Genomic DNA, 14,080 nt, shown 5'->3' on the forward strand with positions numbered 1-14,080 from the left:
GAGCGGGACGCGCGCGGTTATTTCGGAAACAGCAATGTTGCCCCAAGCGTCACGCCCCAGTCGTCCGGGCCCCCGTCCGGTGAGGTGACCCAGTGCCGCGCGGTGGCCGACAGGCTGATTCGCTGGCCGCCGATGGACACCAGCTTGCTTGTCTTGAGATTGACCGGAACGGTCCATTCCTCGCTGAGCCAGTCATAGGTGCTTTCGGTGTTGAGCGCGAAGGTCCAGGCGTTTTGCGTGGTGTAGTTGACGAAGGGCTGGAGGAACGTATCGCTCTGGCTTGGCGCGGAGGTGTCGATATTCCAGATATGGTTGGCCAGCATGCCATAGGTCCATGGCCCGGATTGCTTCAGGGCCACACCCGTCAGACCGGCGCCCCATTCGTTGCGGCCCGGGCGATTGTCGGCAGTGGCGATGGCATCGAACGGGATCTGAAAGACCGGCCCGACACCCCAGGTCAGGCCACCGGCCGTCGGTTGCTTGGGGGAAAAGAAGAAACTCTGAACCACATCGGCAAGCCCCTCTCTGGACGGTCCGGGGGTGATGTCGCTCTGCGAGACAAAGGGAATGATCGTCCGCGAAATGACGTTCCAGTCCTCGGAGATGCTGAACGGAATGACCGGCTTCACGACAAAGGCCGTCTGTGATCCGTTGCCGTCCGCGCCGAGCCCCTCGTCGTAGATCAACTCGATCGGAACCGAGATCAGAGAGGCAATCGGATTGGCAAGTTGCTTGGCAAGCTCTTCCTCCGACTGGGCCTGAACGCCGGAAGCTAGAGAGGACACCGCGCCGACGAAGCAAACAAGGAGCGCGCATTTTTGATCTGGCATTCGGGGCGGTCTCCGCAGCGGATTGGAGTGGCTCAAGGCGCATTCGCCTGAGCCTCAAAGACAGCCCCCGGCCCTCAACAAGAAGGCCGGGGGCAGGACCAGCAGATTACTGATCTTCGAGCCGCACGATGCTCGTGTAGGGCTCGCCACGGGCAACCGGTGTGTGCGGGTATTCCCCGATCAGAGCGGTATGGCGCTCGACGATGTGGTCGAACTGCGCCCAAGCCCAGAGGAACTCGGCCATCAGCGGATGTTCTTCGCGCGGGTCCTTATAGATGTCGAAGAACTCGGCCCCCGCGAGTCCACCACCGCCCAGAGAGAAGTGACGCTTGAACTGCTGCTTCACCACCGAGCCAAGCTGGGCACCCTTGTAGGTAAAGACGTAGTCACGGCGCCCGTGGGTGTCGCCGTTGACGAACAGCGCAGTCTGGTCGATGCCGTCGATGATACGATCAGTCGGGATCTGGTCATACCGACCGGTGATGCGGGCGAAGGTATTGAACAGGTCCGAGACGTGGATCATGTCGCCAATCACCGTGCCCGGCTCGATCACGCCCGGCCACTTGATGAAAGCGGGCACGCGGATGCCGCCTTCGGTGACGTCGTTCTTGCCACCCCGGAAGAAGCCGTTCTGGCCGGTTTCGGGCCAGACATGGGCCATCGGGCCATTGTCGGCCATGGCGATGACGATTGTGTTTTCGGCAATGCCCTGCTCTTCAAGCAATGCGAACAGTTCACCGATCTTGGCGTCCATCCGCTTGATGCTTTCGGCCGAGGCGGTGCCATTTTGCGTCGTGAAGGGACGCACAGCATCTTCGTCTGCCAGATCGAACACGTTCGGCCACCATTGCAGCATGAACGGCTTGTCGCTGTCAGCGTGCTTGACCACGAATTCCTTCGTGCGCTCCCACATCCGTGCATTTGCGTCCTGATAGTCGGCAAAGGTCTTCGGCGTGGAGAACTCGCGAACTTCGCCGCCCTCGGTGCCTTCGACGGTCCAGATCCATTCCAACGGACGGAACGTGTCATCGAAGAAGTACTTCTTGTCGTAGCCGTCCTCGTTATAGGCCGTTGTGTAGCCGGTATTCTCGGCGTCCTCCGTGAACATCTGGCCGGCGAACTGGTTGTAGAGCGAGAAGATCGCCTCGTCCCAGCCCTGGTTGGTGACGTAACCTTCTTCCTGGTCGCCGAAATGCGCCTTCTCGAAGAAGCCGGTGTGATAGGTGTCGTCCACCACTTCGGCAATCGTCACCTCGGAGCCCGGAAGGCCCATGCGGTGGATCGGGAAGATCGGGAAAACCATGCCGGACCGCACCGCAAGACGGCCGGTCGCGGCGGCAACCCGCGTGGGCGTGCAGGAGGGCTCGGTGTACATCCGCGTGAACGAGGCGCCTTCGGCAGCCATCTGTTCGATGTTCGGTGCGTCGTAGCCCGTGATATCGGTCAGCAAGCGATGGCCGACTGAGCCATAGCGCGTGTCGTCCCACAGGATGTGGATGATGTTGGGCTTCTTGCCGAACCTCGCCTCAAGCTCGGCGAGTTTCGCCGCGACCTCCTTGTCTTCTTCGGCCCACCGGTCCCCATTCTGCTCCCAAAGGCGCTGGAACTCGGCGTCGTGTACGAGGCCGCCGGGCACAGGTGCAGTCTGAGCCGTCGCCGAAACTGCGGACAGTCCGGCGAGGGCGACGGCCGATGCGGCCAGAATCCCCGTGTATTTCGGGTGTTTGAGACGCTTCACAATGATCTCCTATCTGAGCTTTCCCAAGTGTTGTTCAGTTTGGCGGCCGGTCCGCCACGACAGACAATAGGCGGGTTCGCGGCCCCACGCGGAGGGCCGCAATCCTGAACCGGCTCAGTTGCCGATGTCGGGATCCATCGCAGGGTCAAACGGCAACTGATCCAGATGCTCGATATACTCCAGCGGATCGAAGGGCAGATCCTTCAGCACAAGCTGTGGATTCTGTTCTTTGATCAGCGCCTCGGATGCATTGGCGATCCCGGTCCATGGGATACCGTGCACTTCGGTCCGGTCCGGATAACGCTGTTTCCAAAGATCGTGGCGCAGACGCATCCGGTTGAAGGGCCGCTTGAGGTGAATGAGGTTGGTCAGCATCGGCGACGCCTCGCGCGGGTCGGCTGGCAGGAAGTAGAATGCCGCCGGAATGCCGCTTGCGTCACCCACCGGGTCGGGCGAGATGAAGTGGCGCTTGTAGTCGCCCTTCACGATCGCACCAAGCATTGGACCGGCATAGGTGAAGGTGTAGTCGCGACGGCTGTGGCTATCTCCGTTCAGCAGCAGCGCGGTCTGGTCGATGCCGTCAATCACCCGGTCGGTTGGGATGTTAGCCATAGCGCCGGCCACGCTGGCAAAGGTGGTGAAGAGGTCGGTGATATGGATCATATCGCCTGCCAGTTGCCCTGCTTCGATCATGCCGGGCCACACCGCGAAGGCCGGCACACGCACGCCACCTTCAAGAAAGTCGCCCTTGCCGCCCCGGAAAATGGTCTCGGCAAAACCGGTGCCCGGAGGCGGGTTGTGCGACATCGGACCGTTGTCTGCCATGGCGATGATCAGGGTGTTCTCGGCCACGCCCAGTTCGTCCAGCTTGGCGCGGATATCGGCGATCAGCGGATCGATCGTGCATTGCAGCCCGTTGTGCAGCATGCTGCGGGCGCGGGTGCACTTCGGCCGGATTGGCAGGAAGCTCGACATCATCGGCCAGTTGGCGACATAGAAGGGCTGTTTGGCTTCGACGCTGCGCTCCATAAACGCCATCATGCGCTCAAGACCCTCGCCATCGATCATCTCGTAGGATTCAAGGCTGTTGTCGCGCCATTGCCGCGTTTCGCCGCCCTTGGTGCCCTCGGCGACCATCACCCAGTCCTTGGTGACGAAAGTATCGTCGAGCTTGTAAGGATCTTCGATCAGCAAGTCCTCGAACAGGCCGAGCTGCGCGTTGCCTTGTTCGGCTTCGCGCGTGTTCAGAGACAGGATCTGGTTGTATCCGGTAAACAGCGCTTCATCGAAGCCCTGGTTGTGCGGATAACTCTGTTCGATGTCGCCAAGGTGCCATTTGCCATAGAACGCAGTGGCATAGCCCGCCTTGGACAGCACTTCGGCCATGGTCACTTCTTCGTCCGCCAGGCCGTGGCTTTCTTGCAGCATGCCGATATTGTACATGCCGCTGCGGATCGCCATGCGACCGGTGGCAGCCGCTGCCCGGCTGGGTGTACAGCCAACCTCGGTATACATACGGGTGAACATCATGCCGTCTTCGGCCAATGCGTTGATGTTGGGTGTGTCCAACCCGCGCACCTTTTGAATGGCGGGGATGCCCAGATCACCATAGGCGGTATCGTCCCACATGATATGAATCAGGTTGGGCGGCGTGCCAAACTTTGCTTCAAGCTCAGCAAGTTTGGCCTCGATATCGACATCCTCGGCAGCCCAACGCTCGCCATTCTGGGCGTGCAGAACGTAGTATTCTGCGTCGTGAACGATCTGGCCCGAGCTCTCGTCGCTCTGCGCCCAACCGGGAGACGCAAATATCCCCCCGGCCATTATCGCTGCAGCAGCGAATACGCCGCCGGTCAGCTTTCTTCTGCATGTCGTCATCATTGCTCTCCTGTTGAATTCAAGCGTGGATTTTTACAAGAAATTGTCATCCACGGCCTGTCTCGCGCCGCATAACCCAATAGATTTCGTCTTCCGGCCTTTTCCGGGCGTTCTGTTCCCGAAGTGTCACCGGCGACTTCGTCCCGGCGCATTCCTGCCACTGGTTCGAGGTCGCCGCTGATCTTTTCGGAGATCGTACTTGGTCGTGTATCCGATCCCAATCAGTGATCGAGTGTAGAGACCAATCTGGATCAGTTCTTCCCGGTTTCCATGGTTCTGCGAACATTCTGCTGGTATTCGATGCTCTCGGGGCGCAGATTCTCGATACCTTCAAACGGAACGCCGTGACGCGTCGGGGTGAACGGGTATTTCGCGTTCATCTGTTCATGACGTTTCTTCATCTGATCAAACGGCCCCCACGCCCACAAGAACTGCGCCATCATTCCGCGCATCTCACGGGGGTCCTGGTAGAGGTCGAAAAAGTCATTCTTCACCAGACCGGCGCGGCCGCCAACCCAAACCCGCTTGTATTGTTGCTTGATGGTCGCTGCATGCTGAGGGCCCGTGTAGACGTGATAATAGTCGCGGCGGCTCTGCCCGTCACCGAGCAGAAAGCTCGCGGTCTGGTCGATGCCATCAATGATCCGGTCTCTCGGAATATGCTGCGTGGCGTCGCCAAGCCGGGCGAAAGTGGTGAACAGATCGTGCACCGTAATCATGTCACCCATGATCGTTTCGGGTTCGATGACACCTTTCCACTCGGCGAAAGCTGCGACCCGGATACCGCCCTCGCGATAGTCGCCTTTACCGCCGGCAAACACGACCTGATACTGGGCACCGACAACCTCAACGAAGGGTCCGTTGTCTGCCATGGCGATGACCAAGGTATTCTCGGCAATGCCCAGTTCTTCGAGTTCCGCAAGAATTGTCCCGATTTCACGGTCTAGGCGCTCAATATTCTGAGCAAACGCGCTTCCGTTGCTCGTGGTCATCTCCTCGTCGTTTCGAATGACATCATAGACATTGGGCCAGTAGGCGAGGAAGAAGGGGTTGTCGTCGTTGGCTTTCCTGCGGATGAAGTCGAGGGACTTCTCGAAGTGCATCTTGTTGAGGGCGCGGTAGTTTTCGAGCGTGTCCTCGATCGTGGCAGGGAGCGTTTCCCGGGCCAGGCCGCCTTTCTCGCCCTCGATATCCATGATGTAGCCATATGGTCTGAACTGCTGATCGACCAGATAGTTTTTCTCGGTCATTTCAGGTGTGTAGCCAATGGACATCCCGGCCGCTTCACCATCCGCATGCCAGAAGTTTGCCGGGAACTGGTTGTACATCGAGAACTGGGCTTCATCGAATCCCTGATTGTGCATAAAGCTCTCTTCGATGTCGCCCTGGTGCCCTTTGCCGAAGAGCGCAGTACTATAGCCGGCTTCCGAGAGGACCTCCGCAATCGTGACTTCCTCTGCCGGTAGACCGGCGCCTTCCGGAGGAAAAGCGACTGTGTGCATTCCGCTGCGCACGGCGAGCCTGCCAGTAAGAAGCGCCGCCCGGGTCGGTGTGCAGGAAGGTTCGGTGTACATACGGGTGAAGGTCATACCCTCTTTACCCATCTGGTTCAGACTTGGAGTGTCAAAACCGCGGATCTTGTTGAGCGACGGGATGCCCACCTCGCCAAAGCTGTTGTCGTCCCACATGATGTGAACGATGTTCGGGCGCTTGCCGTACTTTTCATACATTGCATCCAGCGTCTGCTGGAGTTCCTCGTCTTGAACAGCCCATTGCTCCCCAAACTGCTCTTGCAGAATATCCTGCTCTGCATCGTGGATGATGCCGCCAGCGGTCTCGGCACCCTGTGCCCAAGCGGGGAATGTCATTGCCCCGGCCAATGTCACCGCCAGGGCGAGTGCGCCGCCGGTCAGCTTGTTTCTGCATGTCGTCATGAATGGTCTCCAATTTTTTTTTGCCATGCTGCCTGACGGGTGGCGGTCACACGCTGCCGGTTTCGTGCGTCAGGGCGCGACGAATTTCGTCTTTCAGGCCCTCAAGGCACTCAGTCACGGCATCGTCAGCCGGTCCTTCGTCCCGCAGAATTCCCGCCACCGTTTCGAGGTCGTTGCAGATCTCTGCGAACACCGGATGGCTCCCGCGCAGACGCCGTATCTCTTCCCGCCAAGTCGGGAAGAAATCCTCAGCGGTCCGTGCATCGGGATGGTTTGGTGCGGGCTCAGTCTTCATCACGGAGTGTTGCGTCATCCTTGATTTCTCAAGCAAGGGGTATACCGTGTAATCAACGTTAAACTCTCAGTTTAACATGTATTCAACATGCTGTTAGAAAAGGGAATTTTTGACAGATGCACGACGCGGCGGAGAATGATGATCCGAACGAAGCGGTGCCAGAAATGTCCATCCGTGTCGAACTCGATCGTATTCTCCGAAGCGCGGCATTCGCGAATGCCGACCGGCTGAAGGCGTTTCTGAGCTACGTGGTCGAGGAGAGTCTCGCGGGTCGGGGGCACCGTGTCGCCGGCAAGACCATCGCCCATGATATTTACGGCCGGGCACCGGATGACGGCAGCGCCAGCATTGTTCGCGTAGATGCGGGCAGGTTGCGGCGCAAGCTCTCAGAGTACTACGAGGGCGAAGGCGCCGGAGATCCGGTCAGGATCCATATCGACAGTGGCGGCTATGCTCCGCGCTTCGAGGCAATGGAACCAAGTGCAGCGACTCCAATTCTCGAGGGCCAGCCTCACGAGGCTTCGCCCCAGCCCCGTGGCGATCTTCCATGGTTGCTCATTGGAGCCGTCGTCCTGGCGTTGGTGGTTCTGGTCGGAGTATTGCTGGTCCGATGGCAGAGGACGTCGGAGGTGACACCGCCTTCGGATCATTCGTTCCAAAACCAGACGGAACGATCCGCCCTTGCCGAAAGATCCACTGCAACCCTTCAGGCGTCAAACCTCGCCGAACAGGCCAGCGGATTGCTGTTCCCGATTGCAGATGTCAATCATCAAAAACTCGCCACGTCCATGTATAGGGAAGCCATCCGGATAGAACCGGATCTTTCCGATGGCTACGCCGGTGCCGGCCACAGCCTCGGCACCCTTGCGCTGCTGGCACCGGATGCGGGAGTTGGTGCCGACCTTCTGCGCGAAGCCGGGGCGATGGCGGACAGGGCCGTCAACCTCGCCCCGCGCAGCGGATGGTCCCAGTCCGCAGCGGCCTGGGTTGCGTTTGCAAATGGTGACTACGAGCGGGCCGTGGACCTGAGCCGACTGGCGGTTTCGTTGGACGACATGGACGGCAAAACACTTGATTTCCATGGTGTCATTTTGGGAACGACCGGTCACTTCGCGGAATCCGCCGATGTCTCCGCCCCCGCACGCCCCCGAAACGACAGGGGCCGTCACCCGGCCCACCTGAACATCCACGGTGTCGCGAACTTCCACCTTGGCAACTACGAGACCGCGCTCGCCTCCTTCAATGCAGCGATTGAAGAGGGCGGGCCCGTTGGTCAACTCACCTTGATGTACAAGGCTGCCGCCCATCAGGCCCTCGGCGATACCGCCGCAGCAAAAGCCCTGCTAACGGAATTGCAGGCAACCTGGCCCGCCTTCCGCCCGGATGTCGCACTAAAGCGGTTTTACCAGCACCCGGAGCATGCCGAACAGGTTCTCGCAATGCTGGTGGCGGCCGGGTGGTCCGTAGAGCCGTAGGCTGGAGAATCAAAAAACTGCCTCAGGACAGTACGCGATCCAGCGCGCGTTTCACATTGTCCCGGTTGGCCGTCGCCACCTCGAGGATCTCGGCGGCTTTGTGATAATCCATCGATTGGAATGCACTCGTTCTCGGCTCGATCAGAAGGGCTCCGGGCCGGTCACTCAGCTGCTGCTGCAGCATGCGCCTCATCATGATCCGCATCGCCCCAACCGCAGTTTCCATCGGGCCCGGAACGTCAACACTGTCGAGCGCCTCCATACTTGCCACATCAACAGCCAGAGTGACATCCGCGTCCGCCAGTGCGTCAAGCGGAAGGTTGCTGGTGACCCCACCGTCAACAAGCACCCGGCCAGCAAGGAGCGTCGGTCGAAAAACGCCGGGGATGGCGATCGACGCTGCCAATGCAGGCTTGAGAAGGCCATCACGGAGGAACACCGTCTCACGCGCATGGAAATCCGTTGCGACCGCCGTAAATGGGATGTGGAGCATGTCGAACCGTTCGGGAACGGTCGGCGGAAGCGCGATCTCGATGGCGTCATGTGAGTTGAACGCGCCGGGCACGCCCGGAAGCCGCGCTGGATTTGATGCGAGGAACCGCCTCAACACGCGGCCGGGATTCGCCGCGACGCCGAGGATCCACTCTCGAATATCAATGCCCGTCATTCCAGCGGCATAGCCGGCCCCGATCAGTGCGCCCATCGACGTTCCTGCAATCTCAACAGGACGCAGGCCCAGTTCGTCCACCACCTCGAGGACCGGCACGTGCCCGATCCCTGCTGCTCCTCCCCCACTCAGTGCAATCGCAATCCTCATCGCCACGAGCCGCGCGATTGATACCTGACCGGAGTTCCCGCTTCCAAAGGCATAAGCTAAAATCCCCACTGCGCATTCCCACCGATGCAGCGTAGAGTGATCGTATGCGGCCGCTCAAGATGTCCTCTCGCAAAAAGCTGGGCTGCGCTCACATCCTTGTTGTGGGGGTGGCCACATGGGCCGCTCCTACCGGGTCGCAAGATCTGGAACTGAAAACGGATTTCGAACAAGCATGTCCCTCCGCTGCGACGCCTTGCGTTGAAGGGGCCGGGCGTCTTCATTGTACAGGAAAGTCCTCAAGAGAGCGGCGCACCATGAACACCGCGAAAGACGTCGCTTCCCGTCTTGCCCCGTTGCCGAGCGACGTGTCGAGGGCGGAATCCCATACGAGACACCGGAGCAATGCTCGCCTCATGACAGGTGCCCAACCCGGCGCCTTGGCAATCGCTCTGGCGGCAACCTCATTGCTTTGGGTATAAGTCTACAGCCCGGATTTTCTGAAAACTGCTTCTGGGTACTGCAAAGAATCATGAGGTTCAGATATTGGGCGAAGGTCTTGCTTCGAACGTTTCCCCGCAGGTCGGAGCGCTGCTTGCACTGGCGCTTCTGGCGGTCTTCGTCCTTTGGCGACTTGTACGATTGTCCGGGCCGGTTCAGGCATTTCTGAAGCGTTATCCATGGGGAAGCGCGGCAATCGATATGGTCCTCTTTCCGGCTGCGGTCTACGGATCCGGCCGACTTGTCGAGGCGTTGTTCGGTCGGATGGGCCTTTCGATCTGGCAAGGCGCCGTACGGGAGGTGACCGAACTCCTGATCATCCTCGCCGTCTCCTCTGGCGTGGCGCGACTGATCGAACTCTGGTTGGTGTTTCAACGGCCGGGACAGGCATCCGGCAGCCGCGAAATGAAGCTGTCACAGCTTGGTCGGACAGTTCTGTTCGGGTTCTGTTTGTTCATCGGCCTTCTCGTTTATCTGTCCGCGAACGATCTCGCGCCGACGGAACTCTACGTTTCGACCGGGGCCGTCGCTGCGGTGCTCGCCTTTGCAATGCAACAGACGCTCGGCGACCTCTTCGCGGGAATTGCGCTGAGCATCGAACGACCTTTCCGGATCGGCGACTGGCTGCGCTTCAGCGACGGGATGGAGGGCGAGGTGACGGATATCAACTGGCGAGCGACCCGGTTGCGCGGTTGGGACAACACGACCTATGTCGTTCCCAATGGGGAGCTTTCGCGGCAGAGCTTCACGAACCTGCATGGCCCGGACCACGTTTTTGCACCGTGGTACCTCGTGAATGTCTCTGGCGACTCAGATCCGCAAGACGTCAAGACCCTGCTGGAACAGGCAGCCGTACATTGTGAAGCCATTCTCAAGGAGCCCGCCCCGGTTGCGCGCCTGATGGACGGCACGTCGAACCCCTACACCTACATGGTTTGGGTCCATTTCCCCAACTACCCCACGATGTTTGCCGGCCGGGAGCAACTATATCGCGAGATCCATCGCCGGTTGAAGTCTGAGGGGTTGCAGATCTCTGCCGATATCCACGAAATCCGGAGTCGCTCGGAAGTGCACACAGAGGCCGCGTCATCCGGTGCGCCAGAAACAGATCGACCATGACGCCTGCTTGGGCGTCCATTGGGTGAACAGGGTCACGTCCGACAATGGGTATTTGGTCGGCGACGAAAAGGGCCACCAATACCGGTGCTCCCGGTCTCCAGAGCACTCTTGGGGGCCTTCCACCGTGCAATTCGTGCCGTTGCGTTTTGCAATCCACGTGTGTTGGAACTGTTGCCCTGGCCTTGCTGCGCTTCCTACCTGGGTCTTCGTTTGCTACGGATCTTCGAATGAATCACTGCTGGCCTCACTTTCTGAGCCACAGAGCACGAATCCGGGCTCATCCGCCGAACTCGGCCTCGGCTCTTTCCAGAGGACTCGTCAAACGTTGAGGTGGCGTTGATGTAAAACGCGACATCAAAAACTTGATCGGCCGAGGCCGACTTCAAGTCTTTGATATCGTGTAGGATTTCTGGTTGCGGGGGTAGGATTTGAACCTACGACCTTCAGGTTATGAGCCTGACGAGCTACCGGGCTGCTCCACCCCGCGCCAAGAGATGCTTATCTAGCTCTGTGGCTGAGGGTCCGCAAGGGGGGCAAACGACTTTTGTGAACTTTTTTCGAACCTGACCGGCAGCGGTGCTTTTTCGCCCTCGTGCCCTCGCTCCCAGCGGCGCGCGAAGCATGCATGCCTACAGAAATGGCTGGATCCAGCGTTTCGCCCGGACCAAGGGGTTGATGCGATCAACATCCAGGATCGCGCCGTTCCCAAAGCCGCCGATCAACGTTGCCACCCCCGAGAATGTCGAGTTTGAGGAACAGATCAGCCGGTCACAAGCAGCAAGAGTCCATAGGTCGACCATCGCATTCTCGGCTTCGGCTTGCAGGTTCACCTGGTTCCACCCGCCCGGTTGGTGCAGGCGGCATCCATCGTCCGAGAGGTGTTTCTCGATCACGGTGACACGGTCGAACCGATGCGTCAGCAGATCCTGGGCTTCGCGGCTGTCGGTTGCCAGAAACACCGGGGCGTCGGGCATCTTGGCCCGCAGACGTTCGAGCGCGGCGACCGTTTTTTCGAGCGGGCCCCTCATGTCGGTAAACCTCAGGTGCACGCCGATTCGTGGCGACGGCATACCGTCTACGACCTGATCGACCGCGCTCCGCACGGTTTGGTTCGGCGGGAAGTACCGTTGCAGGTAGTCGCGCAGAATCTCCTTCGCCGAGCGACCGCGAAAGCGAGGGTCCCGCATCATGTGTCCGCGAAGCCGCGGCAGTTTCGAGACATAGGACCAGTAGACGGCCACGGGTTCAGGATGATCCAGATGCCGCAGGTCGACACAGGATGCGCGATAGACACGCGCACCCTCGTGGCGATCTCCGACGATATCATTTGCGTATTCGCCCATGCGGCCCGACCAGACCGATGGCGTGACCTGGGTCTCCGCATCGAACCGGGCGGGATCGACGGTCGCGGGGGTATCGAACAGCAACGGGTAGGCGTTGGTGCCGTAGTCGGCATAGGCACCGTCCCGCCAGTCGACAACGGGGATGCGCCCCGAAAGGTCGGCATAAACAAGGCCGGTCACGGCGGCCAGCATCCGGTTTCCGAGCCCGGCCTTTCCCTTGATCACCAGATATCGTTCGTCTGCCACGTGTCGCCTGCTCCGCTTCGGTTCGGGTTAGGACAATACGCGAAGACGGGGAAGAGGAAATCCGGCCGGACGGTCCGCATGGACGCTGCTCTTGTCGCCCTCCGATCCGCCACCCCACGGTATCAAAGGCGCGCGGGGCCGCTCCATTGCCGGGAGAACGGGTCGTTGCAGCCACGAAACGAAGTGGCCGGCCGAACCACCGCACCCTATGGACCGGTCGGGCCACATGTTCTAGCAATCGAACCAAAGAAACGAACGCGGGCACGACAGGCAGGGCAGCACGGACCGGATCGACCGAATTGGCGGCGAAGCTCCGTTCCGACGCCTGCAAGCAGGAGCAGACCGAACGATGACCTCACCGACGGACAACATGGGTCCCGACTCCGTACCCCGGCCGCAGTCGACCGTTTCGGAGCCATCGGAGGACGCGCTTCCGGTTCTTGCCGTCGACCTCGACGGGACGCTGCTGCGCAGTGACATGCTACTCGAAACCTGGTGGAGCGCGGTCAGTGATGATGTCCGAGTGGCTGTTCCGCGTGCGCTTACACTGCTGAAGGGCAAGGCGGCCTTCAAGGCTGCCTTGCGCGACGTGTCGTCGGTGGATGTCGCCGCCCTGCCCTACAACGCCGAGGTTCTTGCCTATATCAAGCAGCACCGGGCGCAGGGCGGCCGGGTCGCGCTGGTGACGGCAAGCGACCAGGCAATCGCCGATGCCGTTGCCGACCACCTGAACTGTTTCGAAGATGTGCTCGGCTCGGACGGGCAGGAAAACCTCAAGGGCGCAACCAAGGCGGCCACACTGGTGGAACGGTATGGCGAGCGCGGCTTCGACTACATCGGGGATCATCCTGCGGATGTGGCAGTCTGGCGCCACGCGCGCAAAGCCATAACCGTCGACGCGCCCGCGAAGCTTCGCGGCCAGGCGGACGACGTCTCGCTGGAGGCCGAACACCTTGGCGACAGCACGTCGGCAAGCACCGCGCGGACCTGGCTGAAGGCGTGTCGGCCACATCAATGGGTGAAGAACATCCTGGTGTTCCTTCCCGCGCTGATGGCCCACAGCGCAGATGGTGGGCAATGGCTTGCGGCAACGCTCGCCTTCGTCACGTTCTCGATGGTGGCATCCAGTGTCTACCTGCTGAACGATCTGCTCGATCTGTCCGCCGACCGGGCACACCCGCGAAAGCGATATCGCGCCCTGCCCTCCGGCAACATGAAGCTGATCCACGGCTCGCTTCTGGCACCGGCATTGCTGGTGACTGGGCTTGGGCTCTCGATGCTCTTCCTACCGGGGCGGTTCACCCTCGTCCTGCTTGCCTACTTCTGCCTGACGAGCGCCTATTCCCTGACGCTCAAGCGGCAACTGGTGATCGACATCTGCACGCTCGCGACACTCTACACGACGCGCATCATTGCCGGCGGCGCGGCCGCCAATGTCGACCTGTCACCCTGGCTCCTTGCGTTTTCCATTTTCCTGTTCCTGTCGCTCGCGGCCATCAAGCGGCAGGCGGAGTTGATCAGCGACTTTGCCGCCGGGCGCGAAGGTTCAAGCGGGCGGGCCTATGTGACCGGCGACCTGCCGATCATTGCAGGCATGGCAATCTCGGCAGGGTATCTCGCCGTTCTGGTCATGGCGCTCTATGTCAACTCGCCGATCGTCACCCAGTACTACACCTCGCCGCTCTGGCTCTGGCTTATCTGTCCGATCCTGCTCTATTGGGTCAGCCGGGCCGTGATGCTCACCCACCGCGGGCAGATGCACGACGACCCGGTCGTCTTCGCCCTGAAGGACAAGATGAGCCGCCTTTGCGCTGTCCTGATCATCTGCATCGGGTTTGTTGCGACCTTTGTCTAGAACGCAATGGGGCGACACATGATGTGCCGCCCCACTTTGGCGCATATTTGGA

The 14,080-nt window shown here is 60.3% G+C and carries 10 protein-coding genes and 1 tRNA gene; 3 read left to right on the forward strand and 8 right to left on the reverse strand.

Annotation, left to right across the window (positions count from 1 at the left end; all coding sequences use genetic code 11):
- Nucleotides 1-17: 17 nt before the first annotated feature.
- The 5 genes from CLV78_RS24470 to CLV78_RS11415 all read right to left on the reverse strand — a co-directional run bounded on the left by CLV78_RS24470 (nt 18) and on the right by CLV78_RS11415 (nt 6,693).
- On the reverse strand, nt 18-830 hold the full coding sequence (locus CLV78_RS24470; RefSeq protein ID WP_106204950.1) for a hypothetical protein: 813 nt from the start codon (nt 828-830) through the stop codon (nt 18-20).
- Between the two features lie 106 nt (nt 831-936).
- Nucleotides 937-2,568: a sulfatase-like hydrolase/transferase gene (locus tag CLV78_RS11400; protein WP_158263509.1), complete on the reverse strand. Its 1,632-nt coding sequence runs from the start codon at nt 2,566-2,568 to the stop codon at nt 937-939.
- A 114-nt stretch (nt 2,569-2,682) separates the two neighbouring features.
- Nucleotides 2,683-4,446, reverse strand: a complete 1,764-nt coding sequence (locus tag CLV78_RS11405; RefSeq protein WP_158263510.1) for a sulfatase-like hydrolase/transferase — start codon at nt 4,444-4,446, stop codon at nt 2,683-2,685.
- Between the two features lie 251 nt (nt 4,447-4,697).
- The gene (locus CLV78_RS11410; protein ID WP_211300983.1) at nt 4,698-6,380 is read right to left on the reverse strand and encodes a sulfatase-like hydrolase/transferase; all 1,683 of its coding nucleotides are present in this window, start codon (nt 6,378-6,380) and stop codon (nt 4,698-4,700) included.
- Nucleotides 6,381-6,426: 46 nt separating this feature from the next.
- A complete protein-coding gene (locus tag CLV78_RS11415) occupies nt 6,427-6,693 on the reverse strand; it encodes a hypothetical protein (RefSeq protein ID WP_106204953.1) in 267 nt (88 codons plus the stop codon).
- Nucleotides 6,694-6,791: 98 nt separating this feature from the next.
- Between CLV78_RS11415 and CLV78_RS11420 the strand changes: the two genes are divergently transcribed.
- Entirely contained in the window at nt 6,792-8,150 is a 1,359-nt protein-coding gene (locus CLV78_RS11420; RefSeq protein ID WP_106204954.1) for a tetratricopeptide repeat protein, read from the forward strand.
- Nucleotides 8,151-8,172: 22 nt separating this feature from the next.
- Here CLV78_RS11420 and CLV78_RS11425 read toward each other — a convergent pair whose 3' ends face one another.
- A complete protein-coding gene (locus CLV78_RS11425) occupies nt 8,173-8,967 on the reverse strand; it encodes a patatin-like phospholipase family protein (RefSeq protein WP_106204955.1) in 795 nt (264 codons plus the stop codon).
- Nucleotides 8,968-9,510: 543 nt separating this feature from the next.
- Between CLV78_RS11425 and CLV78_RS11430 the strand changes: the two genes are divergently transcribed.
- Nucleotides 9,511-10,584, forward strand: coding sequence for a mechanosensitive ion channel family protein (locus tag CLV78_RS11430; RefSeq protein ID WP_106204956.1), 1,074 nt, complete (start codon nt 9,511-9,513; stop codon nt 10,582-10,584).
- Between the two features lie 410 nt (nt 10,585-10,994).
- On the opposite strand, the gene CLV78_RS11435 is transcribed toward CLV78_RS11430, so the two are convergent.
- A tRNA-Met gene (locus tag CLV78_RS11435) sits at nt 10,995-11,071 on the reverse strand.
- Nucleotides 11,072-11,213: 142 nt separating this feature from the next.
- Nucleotides 11,214-12,173, reverse strand: coding sequence for an O-fucosyltransferase family protein (locus CLV78_RS11440; protein WP_106204957.1), 960 nt, complete (start codon nt 12,171-12,173; stop codon nt 11,214-11,216).
- Between the two features lie 349 nt (nt 12,174-12,522).
- Here CLV78_RS11440 and CLV78_RS11445 point away from each other — a divergent pair, with 349 nt between their 5' ends.
- A complete protein-coding gene (locus tag CLV78_RS11445) occupies nt 12,523-14,028 on the forward strand; it encodes a UbiA family prenyltransferase (protein ID WP_245924984.1) in 1,506 nt (501 codons plus the stop codon).
- Nucleotides 14,029-14,080: the final 52 nt, after the last annotated feature.

Source organism: Aliiruegeria haliotis, assembly GCF_003003255.1.
GTDB lineage: Bacteria > Pseudomonadota > Alphaproteobacteria > Rhodobacterales > Rhodobacteraceae > Tropicimonas > Tropicimonas haliotis.